Raw genomic sequence first — 21,721 nt, 5'->3', positions numbered from 1 at the left:
ACCGGCACGCTAACCGCGACCGCCGACAAAAACCCGACTCCGGCCGGAAGATCGCCACCCGATCGAGTCGAACGGGCCGATTCACCCGGCCGGAGCAGGCGGCCGCCGACTGGAGCATTGCGCGGGCCGGGAGCACTGGTCTATACCTTTAGGTGACCCGCTCCCGAGACCCGGAGAGTGATCCATGCTCAGATCCCTGGCCGTGCTGCTCGGCGCCACCGCGCTGACCATGGCCCTCACCCAGCCCGCCACCGCGAGCCAGCCGGCCACCCACGCCCTGGCGGACGTGATTCCCGTTCCGGTTTCGGCGAAGGCCGATCCCCGGAACGACTTCCGGCTCACCCCGGCCACCGCGATCGAGGCAGGCGACGGCGCCGGGCAGGTCGCCGCCTACCTCGCCGGCCTGCTCCGCCCGTCCACCGGGTATCCGCTGCCGGTCGTGGAGCGCACCGTGACGCGGTCGGCTCCGTCGGCGCCGTCGATCGCGCTCGAGCTCGGCCCGACCGCGGAGGCCGGTGACCAGGGCTACCAGCTCACCGTCACGCGGCGCGGCGTCACCATCCGCGCGAACAGCGACGACGGCCTGTTCGCCGGTGTGCAGACGCTGCGCCAGCTGCTCCCCGCACGGGTCGAGTCGCGCACGGTCGCCCGCGGCCCGTGGGTCGTGCCGGGCGGCCGGATCGTGGACCATCCGCGGTTCGCCTACCGCGGCGCCATGCTCGACGTGGCCCGCCACTTCTTCTCGGTCGGCGAGGTCGAGCGCTACATCGACCAGATCGCGCAGTACAAGATCAACCGGCTGCACCTGGACCTGGCGGACGACCAGGGCTGGCGGATCGAGATCAAGAGCCGGCCCCGCCTGGCCACCTACGGCGGCAGCACCGAGGTCGGCGGCGGCCCGGGCGGCTACTACACGCAGGACCAGTACCGGGAGCTGGTGGCCTACGCCGCGTCCCGGCACATCACCGTGATCCCGGAGATCGACATGCCGGGCCACACGAACGCCGCCCTGGCCTCGTACCCGGAGCTGAACTGCGACGGCGTCGCCCCGCCGCTCTACACCGGCACCGAGGTCGGGTTCAGCTCGCTGTGCGTCGGCAAGGACGTCACGTACCGGTTCCTGGACGACGTGATCGGTGAGCTGGCCGCCCTGACACCCGGCCGGTACCTGGACATCGGGGGCGACGAGGCGCACGCGACGCCGCCCGGGGACTACCAGAAGTTCATGGGCGAGGTGCTGCCGATCGTCGCGAAGCACGGCAAACTGGCGCAGGGCTGGCACGAGATCGCGCAGGCCCATCCGCCGGTGTCGGCGGTGCCGCAGTTCTGGGACACCGACGGCGTGGACGCCGCCACCGCCGCGGCCGCCGCCGCGGGCAACAAGGTGCTGATGTCCCCGGCGAACAAGGCGTACCTGGACATGCAGTACAACGCGAACAGCCCGCTCGGCCTGCACTGGGCCGGGTACGTCGAGGTCGCCGACTCCTACGACTGGGATCCGGCCACCGCCGTCCAGGGCGTGGGCGAGTCGTCCGTCGCCGGCGTCGAGGCGCCGCTGTGGTCGGAGACCCTGACCGACAGCGACGCCATCGAGTTCATGGCCTTCCCGCGCCTGCCCGGGATCGCGGAGATCGGCTGGTCACCGAGGACGACGCACGACTGGGCCGGCTACCGCGTGCGGCTGGCGCAGCAGGCGCCGCGCTGGGCGGTCCAGGGGATCGACTTCTACCGTTCCCCGCAGGTCGACTGGCAGTAGCCTGCCGGCCGGCATCGAGGTGGGCCCGTCGTGAGGGGGCGGCGGGCCCACCTCGAACGAGAACGCCCCGGCGGCCACGGCATCGGGCGTAGACACCGTCTACAAACCTTGATAGACAGTGTCTACCAGATGAACACCGCATGTCGGAGCGCGCAATGGGCTACCAGAGGTTCGTCGTGCTGGGGGACAGCTGCGCGGAGGGTCTGCACGACCCCTACCCGGGGACCGACGTCTACCGCGGCTGGGCCGACCTGGCCGCCGCCACGCTGGCGCGGCACGACCCGTCCTTCCGGTACGCCAACCTGGCCGTCCGCGGCCGCCGCCTCGACCAGATCATCGTCGAGCAGGTCCCGGCCGCGCTGGACCTCCGGCCGGATCTCGTCGCCCTGTTCGGCGGCGCCAACGACGTCCTGACCCGCAGCTACCGGGCGGAAGTCGTGGCCAAGCGGGTGGACGCCGCGATCCGCATGCTCACCCGCGCCACCCCGACCGTCGTCGTCTTCACGCTCAGCGACGTGTCCAGCCGGGTACCGGGCCTGCTGCGCATCCGCGGCCGGCTGGAAGCCCTCAACGACGCGATCTGCACTTCCGCCGCCCGGTACGGCGCGCAGGTGGTCGACCTGTGGGACGAGGAGGCCGCGCACGACCTGCGGTACTTCGGCCCGGACCGGCTGCACCTGTCCGAACACGGTCACCGCCGCCTCGCCGCGTACCTGCTGACCCGGCTGGGTGTCGGCTACGACCCGGCCTGGCTCGAGCCACTGCCCGGTGACCCGGTGCGGCCGAGCCTGCGCGCGCACGCCGACTGGGTGTGGCGGGAGGTCCTGCCGGTGATGGTGACGCGCACCCGCAACTGGTTCACCGGCCGGTCCCCCGGCGACGGTTTCGCCCCCAAACGCCCGGACCTGCTGCCCGTCATCGCGGACGAGTTGGCCTCGTGGACAACGATCCCCGGCAACGCCTGATCCGCAGCGCCGTCGCCGTCCTGACGAGCGAGGGTGTCGAGGCCGTCACCCTGCGCCGGATCGCGCGGGAGGCCGGCGTCTCGCACGGCGCGCCGCTGCGGCACTTCACCGGGCGCGCCGAACTGCTCGCCGCCGTCGCCGCATCCGGATTCGCCGAACTGCACCGGCAGGCCGCGGACCTGCCCGGAGGCAGCCCGCAGCAACGGTTGCTGACGGCGTGCCGCCGGTACCTCGACTTCGCGCTGGAGAACCCCGCGATGTTCGAGCTGATGTTCCGCCCCGACCTGATCGACGTGCGCGAGCCCGAGCTGGCGCGGCTGAGCAACGCCGTGTTCGAGCAGTTCCTGGACCTCGTGACGAGTGCGCAGGCCGGTGGCTGGCGCCGGGGCACCGCGTCCCGCCCGCTGGCCGCGTCGCTGTGGGCGGCGCTGCACGGCCTCGCCGCGTTGTGGCTGCGCGGCGGGCTGGCGTCCGCCGCCGAATCCGCCGACGTGGAGCACACGCTCGCCGTCACGCTCAACACCTACCTGCGCCCCTGAGCCGTCCGCCAAGCCCGCTCCCCGAGCAGCCGCAGGCCGTTGAGCGCCACCAGCACCGTGGAGCCCTCGTGCCCGGCCACGCCGAGCGGCAGCGGCAGCTCGCCGAACAGGTCCCACAGCACGAGCCCGGTGATGAACGCGCTCGCGATCACGAGGTTCGCCAGCACCAGCCGCCGGGCGCGCCGGGCCAGCGCGACGACCGCGGGGATCGCGGTCAGCTCGTCCCGCACGACCACCGCGTCCGCGGTCTCCAGCGCCAGGTCGGACCCGGCGCGTCCCATGGCGATACCGGTGTGCGCCGCCGCGAGCGCGGGTGCGTCGTTGATCCCGTCGCCGACCACCAGGACCCGCTCGCCGAGTTCGCGCACCGCGGTGACCTTGTCCTGCGGCAGCAGCCCGGCCCGCACGTCGGTGATCCCCACCTCGTCCGCCACGCGAGCGGCGACGCGCTCGTTGTCACCGGTCAGCAGTACCGGCGAAGCCCCGGCCAGCAGGCCCACCGCCGCGCGGGCGTCCGGGCGCACGCGGTCGGCCAGACCGAGGACGCCCGCGGGCTCGCCGTCGACCCGCACCAGCACCGCGGTCCGGCCCGCGGCTTCGACCTCGCGCACCGGGTCGCCGTCGCCCCGGCCGACGAAGACGCGCCGGCCGTCCACCACCGCGTGCACGCCCCGGCCCGGCTCGGCCCGGAAGTCCCCCGCCACCGGTACCCGGTCGGCGGCTGCGACGATCGCCCGCCCCAGCGGGTGCTCGCTCGACTGCTCCGCGCCGGCGGCGTACCGCAGAACGTCTGGTTCGGACATCCCGAGTGGACGGACCTCGACCACGCGCGGGGTGCCCTCGGTCAGCGTGCCAGTCTTGTCGAACGCCACCCGCTCGGTCGTGCCCAGCCGCTCCAGCACCACGGCCGACTTGACCAGCACGCCGTGCCGCCCGGCGTTCGCGATCGCCGACAACAGCGGCGGCATGGTCGCCAGCACCACCGCGCACGGTGACGCGACGATCATGAACGTCATGGCGCGCAGCAGCGTGCCCTGCAGCCCGGCGCCGAACGCCAGCGGCACCAGGAACAACGCCAGTGTCGCCACCACCACACCGGCGGAGTACCGCTGCTCGATCTTCTCGATGAACAGCTGGGTCCTCGCCTTCGTCGCGGACGCCTCCTCGACCATCGCCACGATCCGCGCCAGCACCGTGTCCGACGGATCGCGCGTGACCCGACCCGCAGGACGCCGGTCCCGTTCAGCGTGCCGGCGAACACCTCGTCGCCGGGCGCCTTCGGCACCGGCATCGACTCGCCGGTGACCGACGACTGGTCCACCTCGCTCGCGCCGTCGAGCACGATGCCGTCCCCGCCGATCCGCTGGCCGGGCCGGGTGACGAACTCGTCGCCGATCTCGTAGCGGCCGGTCCCGGCGGTCAGGTCGAGCAGACCGCGCACGGAATCGGCGGTTCGCTGGGTCGCGACCGCCTCCAGCGCGCCGGAGGTCGCGAAGATGACGATCAGCAGGCCGCCGTCGAAGACCTGTCCGATGGCCGCGGCGCCGACGGCCGCGACCACCATCAACAGGTCGACGTCCAGTGTGCGCTCACGCAGTGCGCGCAGTCCGGCCAGCAGCGGCTCCCAGCCGCCCGCGGCGTAACACCCCAGGTAGAGCACCCAGGAGAGCCATCCCGGGCTCCCGCACAGATCGGCCGCGAGGCCGGCCAGGAAAAGCACCAGGGCGGCCAGCGCCCAGCGGACCTCGGGCAGCAGCAGCCGGCGCGCGGGGCGCGCGGGGGTTGCTCGTTCGATCACCTGAACCACGTGCCGCAGCATACCCGAACACATGAAGACCTCTACATGTGTTCTTCGACTAGAATCTCCTCCCGTGGGTCACGGAGTCGACGGCAAGGACAGGCCGGCAGCGTCGCTGGACGCGCAGAGCGCGGCGACGGTCGCCGCGACCCTGCAGGCGCTGGCCACCCCGAGCCGCCTGCTCATGCTCACCCGGCTGCGTCAGGGGCCGTGCGCGGTCGGCGAGCTGGCCGAGGCGGTGGGTATGGAGCAATCCGCGGTGAGCCACCAGCTCCGGCTGCTGCGCAACCTCGGCCTGGTCACCGGTCAGCGCTCCGGCCGCAGCATCGTCTACAGCCTCTACGACAACCACGTCGCCCAGCTCCTCGACGAGGCCGTCTACCACATCGAACACCTCCGCCTCGGAGTTCCGGACAGCTCGACCGCGTGACTGGCACAGTGGTGACGTGACAAGTCCGGTGGTGGATCTGCGCCCGCCCGCGAACCTGGTGAGCCGCAAGGCGGTGCTCTTCTGGGCGACGCGAGCGGCGATCGGCTGGGTGGTCGTGCTCGCCGCTGAAGGGGTGTGGCTCGGGCTGACCGGCTGGTTCCCGCTCGTCGTCGTGCTGGCCGTGACCGCGGTGGTGGCGATCGCGCACCTCGCCGTGATGCCGCGGTGGCGGTTCCGGGTGCACCGCTGGGAAACCACGCCGCAGGTCGTCTACGCGCAGTCCGGCTGGATCAACCAGGAGCGCCGCATCGCGCCGGTGTCCCGCATCCAGACCGTCGACACCGAACGCGGCCCGCTGGAGCGGCTGTTCGGGCTGGCGAACCTGACGGTGACCACGGCGTCGGCACGCGGACCGGTGCACATCCACGGTCTGGACCACGACGTGGCGCAACGCCTGACCCAGGAACTCGCCACCCGCACCCAGGCCACGCCCGGGGACGCGACGTGAGCTCGGATTGGCACCGGCTGAGCGCGCGGATGCTCGCCGTCCACCCGGTGCAGGAGGTCGTCCGGCTGCTGCCGGTGCTGCTCGGTGTGCTGTTCCTCGGGCGCGGCGGTCAGGGACAGATCTGGAGCCTCGTCGGCCTGTGCCTGGCGGTCGGGACCGGGCTGCTCCGCTGGTTCACCACGACCTACCAGATCACCCCGGAGCACGTACGGGTGCGGCGCGGGCTGTTCAGCCGCAAGGAACTGTCCGTGCCGCGCGACCGGATCCGCACGGTCGACCTGACTTCCCGTCCGCTGCAACGGGTCCTCGGGCTGAGCCGGGTCGTGATCGGCACCGGACACGGTGGACACAGTGGGCGCGGTGGGCACGGCGGAGGGACCGTCACGCTCGACGCCCTCGCGACCGCGGACGCCGCGCGGTTGCGCGAGGAACTGCTGCACAAGCGCGCCGCGTACCCCGCGCACCCGGCCCAGGCCGGAGCGCTGGTGGACGTGCTGGCCGAGCTTCGGCCGCCGTGGGTGCGGTTCGCGCCGTTCACGCTGTCCGGGATCGCCGCGATCGGCGTGGTCGTCGGGTCGCTGGTGAACCTGTTCAACGAGATCGCCGTCGACCGGACCGACTTCGGCGCGGTGCAGTCGTGGATCGGGCGGATCGGGTCGGCGCCGGTGTGGGTCGTCGTGACCGGGCTGGCGGTGCTGACCGTGGTGCTGGTGTCGGTGCTGTCGGTCGTCGCGTACGTGCTGGCGTTCTGGAACTTCCGGCTGGAGCGCGGCGAAGGCACGCTGCGGGTGACCCGCGGCCTGCTGACCACCCGGCAGACGACGATCGAGCTGCGCCGCCTGCGCGGCACCGAGATCAGCGAACCGCTGCTGCTGCGGGCCGCGGGAGGTGCCCGCTGCTCGGCCATCACGACGGGGCTGCACGGCGAGCACAGCAGCTCGGTGCTGCTGCCGCCGGCGCCACGGGTCGTGGCGGACCGGGTGGCCGGTGACGTGCTGGCGGACCCGGCCGCGGCGTCCGCGGAGCTGATCGGGCACGGGTCCCGTGCGCACCTGCGCCGGCACTCGCGGGCGGCGCTGGTCGCGGTGGCGGTGACCGGGCTGTTCCTCCTGTTGTGGTGGCTGGCGGACTGGCCGGCGTGGACGTGGCAGGTGGCGCTGGCGTTGTTCCCGGCAGGCGCGCTGCTCGCCGAGGACCGCTACCGCAACCTGGGCCACACGCTGATCGGCGGGAAGCTGGTATTCCGGCAGGGCAGCCTGGTTCGGCGACGGCAGGTGCTGTCCACCGAGGGCGTGATCGGCTGGGTGTTCCACCGGTCGTTCTTCCAGCGGCGGGCCGGGTTGCTCTCGCTGACCGCGACCACGGCGGCGGGCCGCCAGCACTACACGGGTATCGACATCCCGGCCGCGGAGGCCGTCGCGCTCGCCGACGCCGCCGAGCCCGGGCTGCTGGAGCCGTTCCTGATCCGGGAGCGGTCAGTCGCCGAGGCCGTCCAGGATCTCCGCCGCTAACCGGAGCACGCCGAGCTCGGTGCTGGTTAGGTCGCGCATCGCGGACACGAGCCAGCGGTCCCGCAACGCCATGTCGGCGGCCAGCGCTTCCTCCCCCGCCGCGGTGAGGGTGAGCAGCGCCTGACGTGCGTCGTCCGCCCCGGGTCGCCGCCGGATGAGCCCGTCGCCCTCCAGTTCGGCGAACACCCGGGTCAGGGACTGCGGATGCTGCCGTTCGTCGCGGGCGATGCGGGACGGCGTGCTGGAGCCGGTGCGCGCGAGGTGGCTGAGGACGGCGACCTTGTTGTTCGACAACGCCGACTGGTCGCGTTCGACCCGCAACCGCCGCGCCAGGCGCAGGACGGCCGACCGGACCAGCGGGGCGCACCGTTCAATCTCACTGCTCACTTTAGTAAGTTATCACGTAGTATCTGTCCTAGTGACGCGCAGAGCGCAAGGTCTATTGGTCAGCGGACGCTTAGCAATAGCTCAGGCGGTCGCCCTGATGACGGTGGTGCTGCCGGTGTTCTGGTCCATGGGGCAGCTGACGACCTGGTGGTCGCCCCCGGTGGACGCCGTGGTCTTCGCCGTCATGCTGGCCCTCGGCCTGCCCCGCGCGATCCAGGCCGTGCCCCGCGGTCACCTGCCGGTCGCGGCGGCCGGCGCGCTCGCCGGCGTCGTCATCGCCACCGGCTGCGGCATGCTCCTGTCCGGCACCACCGCCCAGGTGTTGCTCGGCGCGGCGGCGTTCGCGGTCACCGCCTCGGCCGCGGTGTGGTTGCGCCGGTTCGGCCCCGCCTGGCGCAGCGCGAGCATCACCGCCGGCGTGCCGTTCACCGCGGTCCTGGTCCACCCGCTCCCCCTGGACCGGACCTGGCCGGTCCTGGGCTGGATGTCCGTGGGCGGGGTGGTGGCGGTGTGCTGGACGCTCGCGCTCACCTCCCCCACCGCCGGGAACGCCGCGCCGGCACCGGTCCGGCGTTCCCGGCGGCGCCTCGCGCCGAGCACGCGGCAGGCCGTGCAGCTGCTCGTGGCGCTGGCCGGGGCGTTCGCGGCCGGGGAACTCCTCGATCCGGACCACCTGGTGTGGCCGGTCCTGACGGTGCTGCTGGTGAGCAGCGGCAACCGCGGCCGCGCCGACGTGCTGCGGAAAGGGGCGCAGCGGATGGCCGGTGCGCTCGGCGGCACGGCACTGGCGACCTGGGCGACGAGCAGCCTCGCCCCCGGCGACAACCTCGCCGTCGTCGCCGTCTTCGGGCTACTCGCGCTCGCCGCCGGGCTGCGCCCGTTCGGTTACGTGTTCTGGGCCGGAGGCGTCACCGGTGCGCTGGCATTCCTCTACGGCTTCTTCGGGCAGGGCGGTACCGAGGTGCTGGCGCACCGGTTGATCGGCATCGCCGCCGGCAGCGTGCTGGCGGTCCTCGCCGCCTGGTTCGTGCTGCCCGTCCGGGCCCGCAGCCGGTCCACCGGGGACAACCCCACCCGCGATGTGCGGGCGGACCGCACCGGTTCCGCCGCCTGAGCGGCGAACCGGAATCCACAATGGAACGTGGCCGGTCACCCCGCACCGGGCGGGTGCGCCCGCCACCAGCCCGCCGCTGGTCATGGCAAAATCGGCCGGGTGCAGATCGGGATGCTGGGGCCGTTCGAGGTCCGCACGGACGACGGCGGCCTCACGGACGTGCCGGGCGCCCGGTTGCGCGCGCTGCTGATCGCCCTCGCACTCGAGGCGGGCCGGGTGGTCCCGAAGGCGGCGCTCGTCGACTGGATCTGGGGTGAACACCCGCCGGCCGAAGCGGCGAACGCCTTGCAGCGCCTGGTTTCCCGGCTGCGGAAGATCCTGCCGGAGGGGACCGTCGAGGGGCTGACGGACGGCTACCGGTTGCGGGTGGAACCCGGCGCGGTGGACGCGGTGCGGTTCGAGCGCCTGCTCGGCGAGGCTCGCGGCGCAGAGGAGCCGCGGCGGCTGCGGCTGCTGCGCGAAGCCCTCGGGTTGTGGCGCGGTACGGCGATGCAGGACGTCGGCCTGACCGACAGCGGGGCGTTCGACGCGGCAGCCACCCGGCTCGACGGGCTGCGGCTGACCGCCATGGAGGACCGGTACGACGCCGAGATCAGCCTCGGCCACGGCGCGGAAGTGGTGGCCGAACTGACCGACCTCGTGGCCGCCCATCCCCTGCGGGAACGGCTCGTCGCCGCCCTGATGCGCGCGCTGGTCGCCACCGGCCGGGACACCGACGCGCTGCTGCTGTTCGAGCGCACCCGCGAGGCATTGGCCCACACGCTCGGCGTCGACCCCGCCCCGGAGCTGTCCGAACTGCACGTCGCGCTGCTGCGCGGTGAGCTGGGACGGCGGGAGGAGACCCGCAAGACCAACCTGCGGGCGGAGCTGACCAGTTACGTCGGCAAGGACGGCGACGTGGCCGCGGTCCGCGAGCTGGTGAGCGAGCACCGGCTCACCACCTTGATCGGCCCGGGCGGCTCGGGGAAGACCAGGCTGGCCACGGAAACCGCGCGCACCGCGCTCGGCGACCTGCCGGACGGGGCCTGGTTCGTCGAGCTCGCGCCGCTGGGTACCGACGGTGACGTGGCACAGGCCGTGCTCGCCGCCCTGGGCCTGCGGGACGCGCTGCTGGCCGACGCGCCGGACGCCGAGCCGATCGACCGCGTCGTCGCCGCCCTCCGGGACCGCGCGATGTTGCTGATCCTGGACAACTGCGAGCACGTCATCGAGTCGGCGGCGAAGTTCGCCGACCGGGTGCTCGGCGAGTGCCGGCGGCTGCGCGTCCTCACCACGAGCCGGGAGCCGCTCGGCATCACCGGGGAGGCGCTGTGGCCGGTCGCGCCGCTGAGCCTGCCTGCCGAGGACGCCGGCCCGGCCGAGATCGCATCGTCGTCCGCGGTGCGGCTGCTGCGGGACCGGGCCGCCGCGGTGCGCCAGGACCTCACCACCGACGCCGCCGCGTTGCCGGCCATGGCACGCGTCTGCCGGGCGCTGGACGGGATGCCGCTGGCGATCGAACTCGCCGCGGCGCGGTTGCGCACCATGTCCCTCGAACAGCTCGCCAACCGGCTCGACGACCGGTTCCGCCTGCTGACCGGTGGCAGTCGCACCGCGCTGCCGCGTCACCGCACGCTGCGCGCCGTGATCGACTGGAGCTGGGACCTGCTCAGCGACGCCGAACGCGTGGTGCTGCGCAGGCTGTCGGTGTTCGCCGGTGGCGCGAGCCTGGACGCGGCCGAACGGGTCTGCTCGGGTGATGGGGTGCCGGAGTGGCAGGTGCTCGAACTGCTCACCGCGCTGTCGGAGAAGTCGCTGGTGGTCACCGCCGGGGACCGGGCGCCGCGGTACCGGATGCTCGGCACCGTCAAGGAGTACGCCGCCGACCGGCTCGGCGAGGCGGGCGAGGCGGAGCTCGCCCGCCGTGCGCACCTGGCCTACTTCACCGAACTCGCCGAAACCGCGGAACCGCATCTCCGCCGTGCCGAGCAGCTGGAGTGGCTGGCCGTGCTCGAAGCCGAGCACGACAACCTGGCCGCCGCGATGCGTGGTGCGCTCGCGGCCGGGGAGGCGGCCGGGGCGATGCGCCTCGCCGCGGCCGGCGGCTGGTACTGGTGGCTCGGCGGGCACAAGGCGGAGGGCCATGAGCTGCTCGTCGCGGCGGCCGCCCTGCCCGGCCCGGTGCCCGACGAGTTCTCCGGCGTGGTCTCGGTGCTCGTGGCGGGATTCCTCACGGCGGGGCAGCAGGCCGACCAGTACCGGGCGGACGAGTGGATCCGCCGCGGCTACGAAATCAGCAAGCGGGTGGCCGACCCGCACCCCGCGCTGCGGTTCGCCGGCGCGCTGGAACGGCTGCTGCAGGAGCCGGAGGCGTTCGGGCCGGCATTCGAACCGCTGCTCGCCGACGACGACCCCTGGGTCCGCGCGCTCGCCCGGCTGCAACTCGGGAAGATGCGGATCGTGCTCGGCCAGGACAGCCCGGACGTGGACAGGCACCTGGAGACGGCGCTCGCCGAGTTCCGCGCGCTCGGCGAACGGTGGGGGACCGCGTTCGCCCTGACCGAGCTGGCGAATCGGATGGCCGCGCGCGGCGAGTTCGACGACGCGATCGAGCACTTCGAACAGGCGGTCGCGGTGGTCACCGAAGTCGGTGCCGTCGAGGACGTCGTGCAGATGCGGTCGCGGCAGGCCCAGCTGCACTGGCTGGCGGGCGATGCGGCCGCGAGCGCGGCCGCGATGGCCGAGGCGCAGCGGTCCGCCGACCGGGTCGCGTGGCCGAGCGTGCTGGCCGATCTGGCCCTGAGCAAGGCGGAGCTCGCGCGCTGGCGCGGCGAGACCGAGCAGGCCCGGCGCCAGCTCGAGCAGGCGATCACGCTGCTGGGCGAGGACGCGGAGCGGCCGAACGTCCGCGCGGTGCGGCACCTCATGCTCGGCTATCTCGCCGGCGATCCGGGCGCGGCCCGCGAACACCATGCCGCGGCCCTGCGGGCAGCCACCGAATCGGGCCACCCGCTCCTGATCGCGGCCGCGCTGGTCGCTGTCGCCGATCTGGCGCTGCGCGGCGGCCAGTACGAGCAGGCGGCGCGGCTGCTCGCGGCGAGCACCGCGATCCGCGGCGTGCCGGACCGGTCGCAGCCGGACGCCACCCGGATCGAGCAGGCAACGCGCGACCGCCTCGGCGCGGAGAAGTACACCGAGGCGGCCGCCGAAGGGAGCCGGGCGAGCTGGCGGGAGCTGGCCGAGGTCACGCTCGCTTGCTGAACTTCACGCGCGCCCACACGTAGCCGACGATCGCGATGCCGGCGCACCAGGCCATGGCGGCGATCGCGCTGCCGGCGGACGGGGCGCCGGTGAACAGCCCGCGCACGGTTTCGATGACCGGCGTGAACGGCTGGTACTCCGCGAATTCCCGGATGCCCGGGCCCATCTTGTCGGCCGGCACGATCGCGCTGCTCAGGAACGGCAGCATGATCAGCGGAACCGTGGCGAACCCGGCGGACTCCGGTGTCTTCGCGGCGAGTCCGAGCGCGACGGTGAGCCAGCTGACCGCGAAGACCGTCAGCACCAGGACACCGACGACGCCGAGCCACTGCGGGAAGGTCGCGGCCGGGCTGAACCCCAGCAGCAGACCCACGCCGAGGACGACCGCGAGGGCCAGCAGGGTGCGCACCATCGTCGCCACGACATGAGCGGTCAGGACCGCGCCCCGGGAGACGTCCATGACCTTGAAGCGGTTGATGATGCCCTTCGCCATGTCCGAGCTGACGGCCGCCGAGGTGGCGCTCAGGCCGTAGCTGACCGTCATCATGAGCATGCCGGGCACCGCGTAGTCGATGTAGTCGACACCGACGTCGAAGGCGTCGCCGAACACGTACACGAAGATCAGCATCATGATGAGCGGCATCAGGATCGAGTTGAACAACGCGACCGGGTTCCGCAGGGTGTGCTTGAAGTTGCGCCGCAGCATGATAGCGGCGTCGGTCAGGGGCGCGGCTGAAGTGGTGGTGCTCATCGGGCGTCGGCCTCCGTGTGCGAGTGTCCGGTCAGGGCGAGGAAGACGTCGTCGAGGTCCGGCGTGTGCACGGTGAACTCATCGACCTCGATCGCGTACTCGTCGAGGCGGTCCAGCAGCGTCCGCAGCGACTTCACCCCGCCGTCGCTGGGCAACCGCAGGGTCAGGTTCTCCTCGTCCGGCGTGCCGTCCGGCAGCACCCGCGTGGCCGCGGCGAGCCGCTCGGCGTCGGGGAAGCGGAACCGCACGTGACCGCCGGGGATCATCCGCTTCAGCTCGCCGGGAGTGCCCTCGGCGACCAGCCTGCCCCGGTCCAGCACCGCGATCCGGTCGGCGAGCTGGTCGGCCTCCTCGAGGTACTGGGTGGTGAGGAAAATGGTGATGCCCTCGGCCACCAGGTCCCGCACGATCGTCCACATCGTCCGGCGGCTGCGCGGGTCGAGTCCGGTGGTCGGCTCGTCCAGGAAGATGATGCGGGGCCGCCCGACCAGGGTCATCGCCAGGTCCAGCTTCCGCCGCATGCCCCCGGAGTAGGTGGCCGCGGTTTTGCGCGCCGACTCGGTCAGGTCGAACCGGTGCAGCAGATCCTCGACGACCCGCTTGCCCTCCCGGGTGCCCAGGCGCCGCAGATCGGCCATCAGCTGGAGGTTCTCCTCGCCGGTCAGCAGCTCGTCCACGGCCGCGAACTGGCCGGTGACCCCGATCGCCGAGCGCACCTCCTTGGTTTCGGTGGCGACGTCGTGCCCGGCGACGCGGACGGTGCCGCTGTCGGCCTTCAGCAGTGTGGTGAGGACGTTGACGGTGGTGGTCTTGCCGGCCCCGTTCGGACCGAGCAGGGAGAACACGGTGCCCGTGCGCACGTCCAGGTCGACGCCGTCGAGCACGACTTTGTCCTGGTAGGCCTTCCGTAGCCCGGAGGCCGTGATCGCGGAGTTCGTCATGGCGATCACTGTCGACGGCCGCTCTGACACTGCCCTGACACCGCTCTGACACGGCCGGGATCCGGTGTCCGGCGAGGTCAGCGCGGTGGCGGTGACGTGTCAGCGCCCCGGGCGATCGTGATCAGGTCCCCGGCGGACGGGGACACCACAACCAGCCCGAGGAGGCACACCATGCAGAAGTTCGAGACCCCCGCCCCGATCTCCGCGACCGTCGACATCGTGTTCGGCGACATCCGGTTCGCCGCCGGTGACCGCGCCGACACCACGGTCGAGATCCGGCCGGCCGATGCGTCGCAGAGCCTGGACGTCGCGGCCGCCGACCAGGTCACCGTCGCGTTCACGGACGGGAAGCTGGTGGTCAGGCACCCGAAGCTGCCGTTGGTGTTCACCACGAAGTTCGGCGCGGTCGAGGTGCTGGTGCGGCTGCCGGCCGGGTCGGACGTGCGGGGCGGCACCTCCCGCGGCGACCACGTCGTCGAGGGTGCGGTGGGCTCCTGCCGGCTGGACACGCCCGCCGGGGACATCCGGGTCGAGCGGGCCGCCGAGGCGCGGCTGAAGACCTCCGGCGGCGCGGTGATCGTGGATCACGTCACCGGGTCGGTCGAGGTGACGGGCAACAAGGACATCCGGCTCGGCCGGGTCGGCGGGGACGCGGTGGTCCACAACACCGGCCGGGACGTCTGGATCGGCGAGGTCGCGGGCGACCTGCGGGTGACCGCGGCCAACGGCGACATCACCGTCGAGGCGGCGCGGTCCGGGGTGCAGGCCAGGACCGCCAACGGCGGCATCCGCGTCGGCGAGCTCGGCGGCCCGGCCGATCTGTCCGCCGCCACCGGCAAGGTCGAGGTCGGTGTTCCCGGCGGCCTCGCGGTCGCGCGGGACGCGCGCACCTCGGCCGGCCGGGTGCGCAACGAGTTGGCGGGAGCCGAAGCGGCCGGCCGGACCGTCCCGGTGCGCGTGCGCAGCCACGGCGGCGACATCGTCGTCCGGCACGCCTGACCGGTGCGCCCGGAACCGCTCAGCCCGGAACCGCTCAGCCGGCGGCGGTCGCGCGGGGACCTCGCGTCGCGAGCCCGATCACCAGGGACAGCGCGGCGAGCCCGGCGGTCGCCCACAGCAGGGTGACGATGCCCGCGGTCTCGATCACCACCCCGCCGAGGAACGCTCCCGCGGCGATGGCGGCGGTGAAGAAGCCGACGTAGATGCCGGTGACGTGCTCCACCCGGTCCGGGGCTGCCTGCGTCATCCAGAGCTGGCCACCCACCGACAGTCCGCCGTAGGCGATCCCCCACAACGCGATCGCCAGACCCGCCGCCAGCGCACCGCTGCCGAAGAACGCCAGTGCGGCGATCGCGGCGGCGATCCCGGCGGCCAGCGCGAGCACCGTGGCCCTGGCCCGGCGGGCGGCGGCGGCGCCCGCGAGGAAGTTCCCGGCCAGCCCGAACACGCCGTAGATCAGCAACAGCAGGGCCACGGCATCCGGCGCGAGCCGCGGCAGCTGCTCCAGGGCGGGTCGGACGTAGGTGTAGGCGGCGAAGTGCGCGGTGACCAGGAAGACCACGACGAGCAGCCCGAGCACCACCGCCGGGCGCGCCAGCGAGCGCCGCGGCGCCTCGTCGCCGGCCTCGGTGACCGGCGGCCGGCGCAGCCGGGGCAATGCGGCCAGCAGTCCGGCCGCGAGCAGGACCCCGAGACCGGCGAGCGTGGCGAAGGCCGCCCGCCAGCCGAAGGCGTTGCCGATCAGGGTTCCCAGCGGGACACCGAACACCGAGGCGGAGGCGACCCCGGACACGGCGAAGGACACCGCCAGAGCAGCGTTTCGCGGAGCCACCAGGCGGGCGGCGACCGCGGCCGCGAGTCCCCACACCGTGCCCATGCCGAGACCGAGCACGGTCCGGGACGCCACCAGCATCCCGAAACCGGTGGACACCGCGGTCAGCACGTTCCCCGCCGTCAGGGCCAGCACCGCGACCGCCAGCACGTGGCGGCGGTCCGCGTCCCCCAGCAGGCGCGGCACCACCGGCGCGGTCACGGCGGCGACCAGCCCGGTGATCGTCAGGCTCGACCCGGCCACCCCGGACGAGATGCCCAGCCCGTCGGCCATCGGGGTCAGCACCCCGACCGGCAGCATTTCCGAGGTCACCACCAGGAAGGTGCTCAACGTCACCATCGCCACCGCGACCCACTGGCCGGGGCTGGTGCGCTCCGCGGGCTCCGTGCGCGCGGGCGTGGTGGGGGAAGAATCAGCAGCGGGCATACCGCCAGTCCACCCGGGTTCCGGGCGGGGAACAACGCCGATCCGCTCACCGATCGATGAGCTATACTCATCGATGTGCGTGTCCCGACGGTGAACCAGGTCCATCTTCAGCAGATCGAGTGCCTGCTGACCCTGGCCGACGAGCTGCACTTCGGGCGCACCGCCGAGCGCCTCGGCTACTCGCAGTCCCGGGCCAGCCAGCTCATCGCCTCCCTGGAACACCGCGTCGGTGCCCGGCTGGTGCAGCGCACCAGCCGCCGGGTCGCGCTGACCCGGCTCGGTGAACAGTTCGTCCGGGAGGTCCGGCCCGCCTACCAGAACCTCGCCACCGCCTTCGCCCACGCCCGGGAGCGCGCGATGCGCGGCGCGCTGGAGGAGCTGCGGATCGGGTTCACCGGCATGGTCTACGAAGAGATCACCCGCACCTTCCGGGCACTGTACGAGCAGCACGGCGTCACCGTCCACACCCACGACCTGCCCCTGGGCTCGCCCTTCACCGCCCTCACCGCCGGCGAGCTGGACGCGGCGATCATCGAGCTGCCGGTGCACGAACCCGACCTGACCGTCGGCTTCCGCTTCCCGGCCCAGGACCAGTTCCTCGTCGTCGCCCGCGGCCACCCGCTCACCGAACGGGAGACCCTCACCGCGGAGGAGCTGGCCGAGATCGACCTGCTCCACCGCGAGGGCGATGCCCCGGACTACTGGAAAACCGCCCGCACCCCGCTGACCACGCCGTCCGGGACGCCGATCCTGTCCACCACCGGGATCACCACCATCCAGCAAGGACTCGCCCTCGCCGCGACCGGGCGGCACGGCATGCTGGTCTGCCGGCCCCTCATCGAGCACAGCAGCCGCGGCGACCTCGACGTCATCCCCGTCGAAGGACTCGAAGCCACCAGCCAGCTCGGTCTCGTCTGGCGCACCGAGCACACCAGCCCGCAGCTGACCGCCCTGGCCCGGCTCCTGGACGAAGCCGTGCACGACTGAGCCACCGTGGCGCGAAACCGGTTACTGCGGACCGGTTTTCCCGGCCGCCCGTGCCGCGGCGATGCGTTCCTCCGCGAGCTGCACCGCGACCGACACCGTGTCCTGCCCGCGCCGGTCGGCCGCCCGGAGGAGGTTCTCGGTGGTGTCGCCGATGGCCGCCACCCGGTGCAGCAGATCGGAATCGTCACCGCGGACCTCCGCGGCACAGGCGATGAGACCGCCGGCGTTGGCGACGAAATCCGGGACGTGCACGATGTCCCGCGTGCGCAACGTGGCGGCGAGCGCGGGATCGGCGAGCACGTTGTTCGCCGCACCGATGACATAGCGCGCCGTGAGCGTCTTCGCCAGCTCCGCATCGACAACACCGCCCGCCGCGCACGGGCACAGCACGTCGACATCCGCGAGCAGGATGTCCGACGGCGGGACCACGGCCGCGCCGGTCCGGGCCCGCACCTCCCGCGCCCGGCGATCGTCGATGTCCGCGACGACGAGCTTCACGCCCTCGTCCGCGAGCAGGTCGGCGATCTGCCTGCCGACGTGCCCGAGGCCCTGGATGCCGACCCGCAACCCGCTCAGGCCGCGGCCTTCGGTCGCCTGCACCGCACCCCGGATGGCCGCGACGACGCCGAGCGCGGTGAAGTCCGACGGATCACGGAGACTGCTCGACACCGTCGACACGACGGTACCGACGAGACGCAGGTCCGCGACGGTCGTTCCCATGTCGACGGCGGGGATGTAGCGCCCGCCCAGGGACTGGATGTGCCGCGCGTGCGCGAGCAACAACTCGTTCCGGCCCGGCGCGGCCGGATCGGCGTTGATCACGCTCTTGCCGCCGCCGAGGTCGAGACCCGCCAGCGCGGACTTGTACGTCATCGCCTCGGCGAGCCGCTTAGCGTCCGCGGCGGCGGCCGCCTGGTCGGGGTAGCGCCGCATGCGGATGCCGCCCAGGGACGGCCCGAGTGTGGTGTCGTGGATGGCGATCACGGAGGACAGCCCGCTGCGGTCGTCCGAGCAGTGCAGGATCTGCTCGAATTCGGGATCGCCGGGCACGGCGTCTTCGAGGCTGGTCGGCATGGAATTTCCTTTCAGGTGAACCGGATCGCGCTCAGCGGACGAGCGCGAGGGACGGCTGGGTGAGCAACCGCGCGATGTGTGCGAGTACCGCGCTGCCCAGCTGCCCGTCGACGAGCCGGTGGTCGAACGACAGCGACAGGGTGCAGACGCTGCGGAGCGCGATCGCGCCCTGGTGTTCCCACGGCCTGCGCACGATCTGGCCGACGCAGAGGATGCCGGCCTCGCCGGGGTTCAGGATCGGGGTGCCGCCGTCGACGCCGAAAACCCCGATGTTGGTGATGGTGAACGTGCCGCCGGTCATCGCCTCCGGCGGTGTCTTCCCGTCCCGCGCCTGGACGATCAGCTCGTCGAGGGCGTCGCAGAGCTCGCGCGTGCCGAGCTGCTGCGCGGACTTGATGGTGGGCACGAGCAGGCCCCGCGGGGCGGCCACCGCGATCCCGAGGTTCACGTCTCGGTACTGCACGATTTCGCCCGCACCGCCGTCCCACTTCGCGTTGATGCCGGGGTGTGCCCGCAGCGCGGACAGCACCGCCCGCACGATCAGCACGAGCGGGGTGAGCCGCGCTCCGCGGAACGCGGGGTCGGCGCGGAGCTGGTCCAGCAACGCCAGCGACTCGGTGACATCGGCGGTCACCCACTCCGTGACATGCGGGGCGGTGAACGCCGAGGACACCATCGCCTCCGCGGTCGCCTTGCGCACCCCCCTGACCGGGATCCGGGTCTCCGCCGGTTCGCCGCTGCCCGTCGTCCGCTCCGCGGCGGCCCGCACGTCGGATCGGGTGATCTGTCCCCACGGTCCGGTCGGACGCACCGCGGTCAGGTCGACACCTTGTTCGCGGGCGAACAGGCGGACCGGTGGGGTGGCGTGCGGCTTGCCGGGAGCCGTTTGCTGCGGCGGGATGCCGGCGGGCCGGTAGCCGGGTTTGCGGGCGCGGCGCGCCACCTTCCGGCGGCTCGGCCCGTAACCCACCAGCACCGGGCGCCGTTCCTCGGCCGGCTCGATCCCGTCCCCAGGTTCGGTCTCGGTCCCGTCCCCGGTCTCGGGCTCGGGCTCGGCCGGGCGGGCACCGGCCGCACCGAAGCTGACGATGACGGAACCGACCTCGACGGTGTCCCCCTCGGCCGCGTGCAGCTGGCTGATCACCCCGGCGTACGGCGACGGTAGTTCGACGAGGGACTTCGCGGTCTCGACCTCGACCAGGATGTCGTTCACCTCGACCGGGTCGCCGGGCCGGACGCGCCAGGCGACGATCTCGGCTTCGGTGAGCCCTTCGCCGACGTCGGGCAGGGTGAACTGGGGTGCTTCGGCCATCACGGTCCTTCGGAAAGACTGGCTCGGGCGGCGGTCAGTACTGGTAGGTGACGTCGACCGCGTCCAGCACGCGGTCGAGGTCGGGCAGGTAGTGCTCTTCGGTCCGGGCCGGTGGGTACGGGACGTTCCAGCCGCCGACCCGCTGCACCGGGGCTTCGAGCAGGGGAAAACACCGCTCGGTGATCTCCGCGGCGATCTCGGCGCCGAGCCCGCAGAACGTGGGTGCCTCGTGCACGACCACCACCCGGCCGGTCTTGCGCGCGGAGGCCGTGAGCGTGCCGAAGTCCACCGGCGACAGCGAACGCAGGTCGATCACCTCCAGCGACCGGCCCTCGGACTCGGCGACGGTCGCCGCGTCCAGTGCGACGCGGACCGTCGGGCCGTACGCGATCACCGTGACGTCCGTGCCGGGCCGCGCGATGCGTGCCTGATCGAGAGCGGGCGCATCCGGCGGCACCGGGCCCGGTTCGACGGGCGCCTTGTCCCAGTACCGGCGTTTCGGTTCGTAGAAGATCACCGGGTCGTCGCAGGCAATGGCTTGCTGGATCATCCAGTGCGCGTCGGCGGGGCCGGCGCACGCGACGACGCGGAGGCCGGCGGTGTGGCAGAAGTAGGCCTCGTTGGACTCGCTGTGGTGCTCCACCGCACCGATCCCGCCACCGCACGGGATCCGGATCGTCACCGGGATCCGCAGCCGCCCCCCGGAGCGGGCTCGCAGCTTGGCCAGCTGCGAGACGATCTGGTCGAACGCCGGGTAGACGAAGCCGTCGAACTGGATTTCGCAGACCGGCCGGTACCCGCGCAGCGCCAGGCCGATCGCGGTGCCGACGATGCCGGATTCGGCGAGCAGGGAATCGATCACCCGGTCGTCGCCGAACTCGGCGCGCAACCCGTCGGTCACGCGGAACACCCCGCCGAGCGCGCCGATGTCCTCGCCGACGAGGATCACGGACTCGTCGTCGGCCATCGCCTGCCGGAGACCGGCGTTGAGCGCGGCTCCCAGCGTGAGTTCCCCGGCGGACACTTCTGAAGTCGTGCTCATGCGAAGGACTCCCGCCACTCGGTGTACCGCTCACGTTCCGCGCGCAGCGCCGCGGTCTCCTCGGCGAGGGTGTGGCGGAAGGTGTCCTCCAGCGGCGGTGGCGTCAGGGCCCGGCAGGCGGCTCGGGTCGCTTCGGACAGCGCGGTCGCCTCTTCCTTGAGCGCGGTGTGGAACTCCTCGCCGGCCCAGCCGCGGGCGTCGAGCAGCAGCCGCACGCGGGCGAGCGGGTCCCGCCGCTCCCAGCGCTCCACCTCCTCGGCGTCCCGGTAGCGGGTGGGATCGTCCGAAGTGGAGTGTCCCGCCATCCGGTAGGTGATCGCCTCGATGAACTCGGGCGGACCGCCGGCGCGAACCCGTGCGGCCGCCGCCGCGGTCGCCGCGTGCACGGCGAGCACGTCGTTGCCGTCGACGACCGTGGCGGTCAGGCCGAAACCGGCCGCCCGCACGTGCAGGGGCGTCCGGCTCTGCGCGGCCGACGGGGTCGAGATCGCCCACTGGTTGTTCTGGCAGAAGAACACCAGCGGGGCGCCGGTCACCGCCGCCCAGTTCAGCGCCTCGTTCGCGTCGCCCTGGCTGGCGGCACCGTCACCGAAGTAGCACAGCACGATCTCGTCCACGCCGGGCTCCCGCCGCCGGTCGGCGGCCACGCCCAGGGCGTAGCCGGTCGCGTGCAGCAGCTGGGTGGACAGGACCAGCGAATAGAGGTGGAAGCGGTAGTCGCCGGGGTCCCAGCCCCCGTGGGCGGTGCCGCGCCACTGCGTCAGCAGTTCGGCGGGTCGCAGGCCGCGGCACAACGCGGCCGCGTGTTCGCGGTAGGACGGGAAGACGTGATCGCTCGCGCGAAGGGCCCGGATGCTGCCGACCTGCGCCGCCTCCTGCCCGCGGCAGGACAGCCACAACCCGAGCTCGCCCTGGCGCTGCAGGTTGAACGCATCCTGGTCGAACTGGCGCGCGAGCACCATGTCGCGGTACAGGCCCCGGGTGAGCTCGGCGGTGACGGCCGCGTCCGCGGCACCTGTCAGCAGCTCGCCGTCCTCGCCGAGCAGGCGCATCGGCGCGACACCGAGGTCAGCCGGTGTCGTCGGTACGTCGGTCAAGTCCGTCATGAC

The 21,721-nt window shown here is 72.9% G+C and carries 18 protein-coding genes and 1 pseudogene; 10 read left to right on the top strand and 9 right to left on the bottom strand.

Annotated elements, in window-relative coordinates; all coding sequences use genetic code 11:
* The first annotated feature begins 184 nt into the window (after nt 1-184).
* The 3 genes from FHX45_RS20175 (at nt 185) to FHX45_RS20165 (ending at nt 3,260) form a co-directional block, all read left to right on the top strand.
* Nucleotides 185-1,756: a beta-N-acetylhexosaminidase gene (locus FHX45_RS20175; RefSeq protein WP_167104280.1), complete on the top strand. Its 1,572-nt coding sequence runs from the start codon at nt 185-187 to the stop codon at nt 1,754-1,756.
* Nucleotides 1,757-1,911: 155 nt separating this feature from the next.
* Complete coding sequence (locus FHX45_RS20170) at nt 1,912-2,721, top strand: SGNH/GDSL hydrolase family protein (protein ID WP_167109241.1); 810 nt, start codon at nt 1,912-1,914, stop codon at nt 2,719-2,721.
* The gene (locus FHX45_RS20165) at nt 2,694-3,260 is read left to right on the top strand and encodes a WHG domain-containing protein (RefSeq protein ID WP_167104277.1); all 567 of its coding nucleotides are present in this window, start codon (nt 2,694-2,696) and stop codon (nt 3,258-3,260) included. Before FHX45_RS20170 ends, FHX45_RS20165 begins: the two co-directional genes overlap by 28 nt.
* On the opposite strand, the pseudogene FHX45_RS20160 reads toward FHX45_RS20165, so the two are convergent.
* Nucleotides 3,245-5,079, bottom strand: a pseudogene (locus tag FHX45_RS20160) (heavy metal translocating P-type ATPase). The gene FHX45_RS20165 and the pseudogene FHX45_RS20160 sit on opposite strands and share 16 nt — an antisense overlap.
* Before the next feature lie 52 nt (nt 5,080-5,131).
* Between FHX45_RS20160 and FHX45_RS20155 the strand changes: the two are divergent.
* From FHX45_RS20155 to FHX45_RS20145, 3 genes are read left to right on the top strand one after another with little or no spacing between them, the layout of a single operon-like run.
* On the top strand, nt 5,132-5,488 hold the full coding sequence (locus FHX45_RS20155) for an ArsR/SmtB family transcription factor (RefSeq protein ID WP_167104274.1): 357 nt from the start codon (nt 5,132-5,134) through the stop codon (nt 5,486-5,488).
* 16 nt (nt 5,489-5,504) lie between these two features.
* Entirely contained in the window at nt 5,505-5,996 is a 492-nt protein-coding gene (locus FHX45_RS20150; RefSeq protein ID WP_341771542.1) for a PH domain-containing protein, read from the top strand.
* Nucleotides 5,993-7,507 carry a PH domain-containing protein gene (locus tag FHX45_RS20145; protein WP_167104271.1) on the top strand — a complete coding sequence of 505 codons (1,515 nt, stop codon included), beginning with the start codon at nt 5,993-5,995 and terminating at the stop codon, nt 7,505-7,507. The genes FHX45_RS20150 and FHX45_RS20145 overlap by 4 nt, the downstream gene beginning before the upstream one ends.
* Here the strand turns inward: FHX45_RS20145 and FHX45_RS20140 are convergent.
* The gene (locus FHX45_RS20140) at nt 7,472-7,894 is read right to left on the bottom strand and encodes a MarR family winged helix-turn-helix transcriptional regulator (RefSeq protein WP_341771541.1); all 423 of its coding nucleotides are present in this window, start codon (nt 7,892-7,894) and stop codon (nt 7,472-7,474) included. The two genes, FHX45_RS20145 and FHX45_RS20140, sit on opposite strands and share 36 nt — an antisense overlap.
* 97 nt (nt 7,895-7,991) lie before the next feature.
* Here FHX45_RS20140 and FHX45_RS20135 point away from each other — a divergent pair, with 97 nt between their 5' ends.
* The gene (locus FHX45_RS20135) at nt 7,992-9,008 is read left to right on the top strand and encodes an FUSC family protein (RefSeq protein WP_167104268.1); all 1,017 of its coding nucleotides are present in this window, start codon (nt 7,992-7,994) and stop codon (nt 9,006-9,008) included.
* 99 nt (nt 9,009-9,107) lie between these two features.
* Nucleotides 9,108-12,248, top strand: coding sequence for a BTAD domain-containing putative transcriptional regulator (locus tag FHX45_RS20130; RefSeq protein ID WP_167104265.1), 3,141 nt, complete (start codon nt 9,108-9,110; stop codon nt 12,246-12,248).
* Here FHX45_RS20130 and FHX45_RS20125 read toward each other — a convergent pair.
* Nucleotides 12,232-12,999: an ABC transporter permease gene (locus FHX45_RS20125; RefSeq protein WP_167104263.1), complete on the bottom strand. Its 768-nt coding sequence runs from the start codon at nt 12,997-12,999 to the stop codon at nt 12,232-12,234. The two genes, FHX45_RS20130 and FHX45_RS20125, sit on opposite strands and share 17 nt — an antisense overlap.
* Nucleotides 12,996-13,940, bottom strand: a complete 945-nt coding sequence (locus FHX45_RS20120) for an ATP-binding cassette domain-containing protein (RefSeq protein ID WP_167104261.1) — start codon at nt 13,938-13,940, stop codon at nt 12,996-12,998. The genes FHX45_RS20125 and FHX45_RS20120 overlap by 4 nt, the downstream gene beginning before the upstream one ends.
* A gap of 171 nt (nt 13,941-14,111) precedes the next feature.
* Here FHX45_RS20120 and FHX45_RS20115 point away from each other — a divergent pair, with 171 nt between their 5' ends.
* Complete coding sequence (locus FHX45_RS20115) at nt 14,112-14,939, top strand: DUF4097 family beta strand repeat-containing protein (protein WP_167104258.1); 828 nt, start codon at nt 14,112-14,114, stop codon at nt 14,937-14,939.
* A 34-nt stretch (nt 14,940-14,973) separates the two neighbouring features.
* On the opposite strand, the gene FHX45_RS20110 is transcribed toward FHX45_RS20115, so the two are convergent.
* Nucleotides 14,974-16,197, bottom strand: a complete 1,224-nt coding sequence (locus FHX45_RS20110) for an MFS transporter (protein WP_243869151.1) — start codon at nt 16,195-16,197, stop codon at nt 14,974-14,976.
* A 75-nt stretch (nt 16,198-16,272) separates the two neighbouring features.
* On the opposite strand from FHX45_RS20110, the gene FHX45_RS20105 reads away from it, so the two are divergent.
* Nucleotides 16,273-17,184 (top strand): LysR family transcriptional regulator, encoded by a 912-nt coding sequence (locus FHX45_RS20105; protein WP_341771540.1) that lies wholly within the window; start codon nt 16,273-16,275, stop codon nt 17,182-17,184.
* A gap of 21 nt (nt 17,185-17,205) precedes the next feature.
* Here FHX45_RS20105 and FHX45_RS20100 read toward each other — a convergent pair whose 3' ends face one another.
* The 4 genes from FHX45_RS20100 to FHX45_RS20085 are packed head-to-tail and all read right to left on the bottom strand — an operon-like array spanning nt 17,206 to nt 21,718.
* Entirely contained in the window at nt 17,206-18,258 is a 1,053-nt protein-coding gene (locus FHX45_RS20100) for a Leu/Phe/Val dehydrogenase (RefSeq protein WP_167104255.1), read from the bottom strand.
* A 31-nt stretch (nt 18,259-18,289) separates the two neighbouring features.
* Nucleotides 18,290-19,570, bottom strand: a complete 1,281-nt coding sequence (locus FHX45_RS20095) for a dihydrolipoamide acetyltransferase family protein (protein WP_167104252.1) — start codon at nt 19,568-19,570, stop codon at nt 18,290-18,292.
* Between the two features lie 34 nt (nt 19,571-19,604).
* Nucleotides 19,605-20,612 carry an alpha-ketoacid dehydrogenase subunit beta gene (locus FHX45_RS20090; RefSeq protein ID WP_208406009.1) on the bottom strand — a complete coding sequence of 336 codons (1,008 nt, stop codon included), beginning with the start codon at nt 20,610-20,612 and terminating at the stop codon, nt 19,605-19,607.
* Nucleotides 20,609-21,718 (bottom strand): thiamine pyrophosphate-dependent enzyme, encoded by a 1,110-nt coding sequence (locus FHX45_RS20085; protein WP_167104249.1) that lies wholly within the window; start codon nt 21,716-21,718, stop codon nt 20,609-20,611. The genes FHX45_RS20090 and FHX45_RS20085 overlap by 4 nt, the downstream gene beginning before the upstream one ends.
* Nucleotides 21,719-21,721: the final 3 nt, after the last annotated feature.

Source organism: Amycolatopsis granulosa (genome assembly GCF_011758745.1).
Taxonomy (GTDB): Bacteria; Actinomycetota; Actinomycetes; order Mycobacteriales; family Pseudonocardiaceae; genus Amycolatopsis_E; species Amycolatopsis_E granulosa.
This window is presented reverse-complemented; position numbering and strand designations above follow the sequence as displayed.

Excerpts from the sequence above, each read along its gene's own strand:
- FHX45_RS20175 (WP_167104280.1), top strand. The coding sequence starts at position 185 with ATGCTCAGATCCCTGGCCGTGCTGCTCGGCGCCACCGCGCTGACCATG.
- FHX45_RS20170 (WP_167109241.1), top strand. The coding sequence starts at position 1,912 with ATGGGCTACCAGAGGTTCGTCGTGCTGGGGGACAGCTGCGCGGAGGGT.
- FHX45_RS20135 (WP_167104268.1), top strand. The coding sequence starts at position 7,992 with ATGACGGTGGTGCTGCCGGTGTTCTGGTCCATGGGGCAGCTGACGACC.
- FHX45_RS20125 (WP_167104263.1), bottom strand. The coding sequence starts at position 12,999 with ATGAGCACCACCACTTCAGCCGCGCCCCTGACCGACGCCGCTATCATG.
- FHX45_RS20120 (WP_167104261.1), bottom strand. The coding sequence starts at position 13,940 with ATGACGAACTCCGCGATCACGGCCTCCGGGCTACGGAAGGCCTACCAG.
- FHX45_RS20115 (WP_167104258.1), top strand. The coding sequence starts at position 14,112 with ATGCAGAAGTTCGAGACCCCCGCCCCGATCTCCGCGACCGTCGACATC.
- FHX45_RS20110 (WP_243869151.1), bottom strand. The coding sequence starts at position 16,197 with ATGCCCGCTGCTGATTCTTCCCCCACCACGCCCGCGCGCACGGAGCCC.
- FHX45_RS20100 (WP_167104255.1), bottom strand. The coding sequence starts at position 18,258 with ATGCCGACCAGCCTCGAAGACGCCGTGCCCGGCGATCCCGAATTCGAG.
- FHX45_RS20095 (WP_167104252.1), bottom strand. The coding sequence starts at position 19,570 with ATGGCCGAAGCACCCCAGTTCACCCTGCCCGACGTCGGCGAAGGGCTC.
- FHX45_RS20090 (WP_208406009.1), bottom strand. The coding sequence starts at position 20,612 with ATGAGCACGACTTCAGAAGTGTCCGCCGGGGAACTCACGCTGGGAGCC.
- FHX45_RS20085 (WP_167104249.1), bottom strand. The coding sequence starts at position 21,718 with ATGACGGACTTGACCGACGTACCGACGACACCGGCTGACCTCGGTGTC.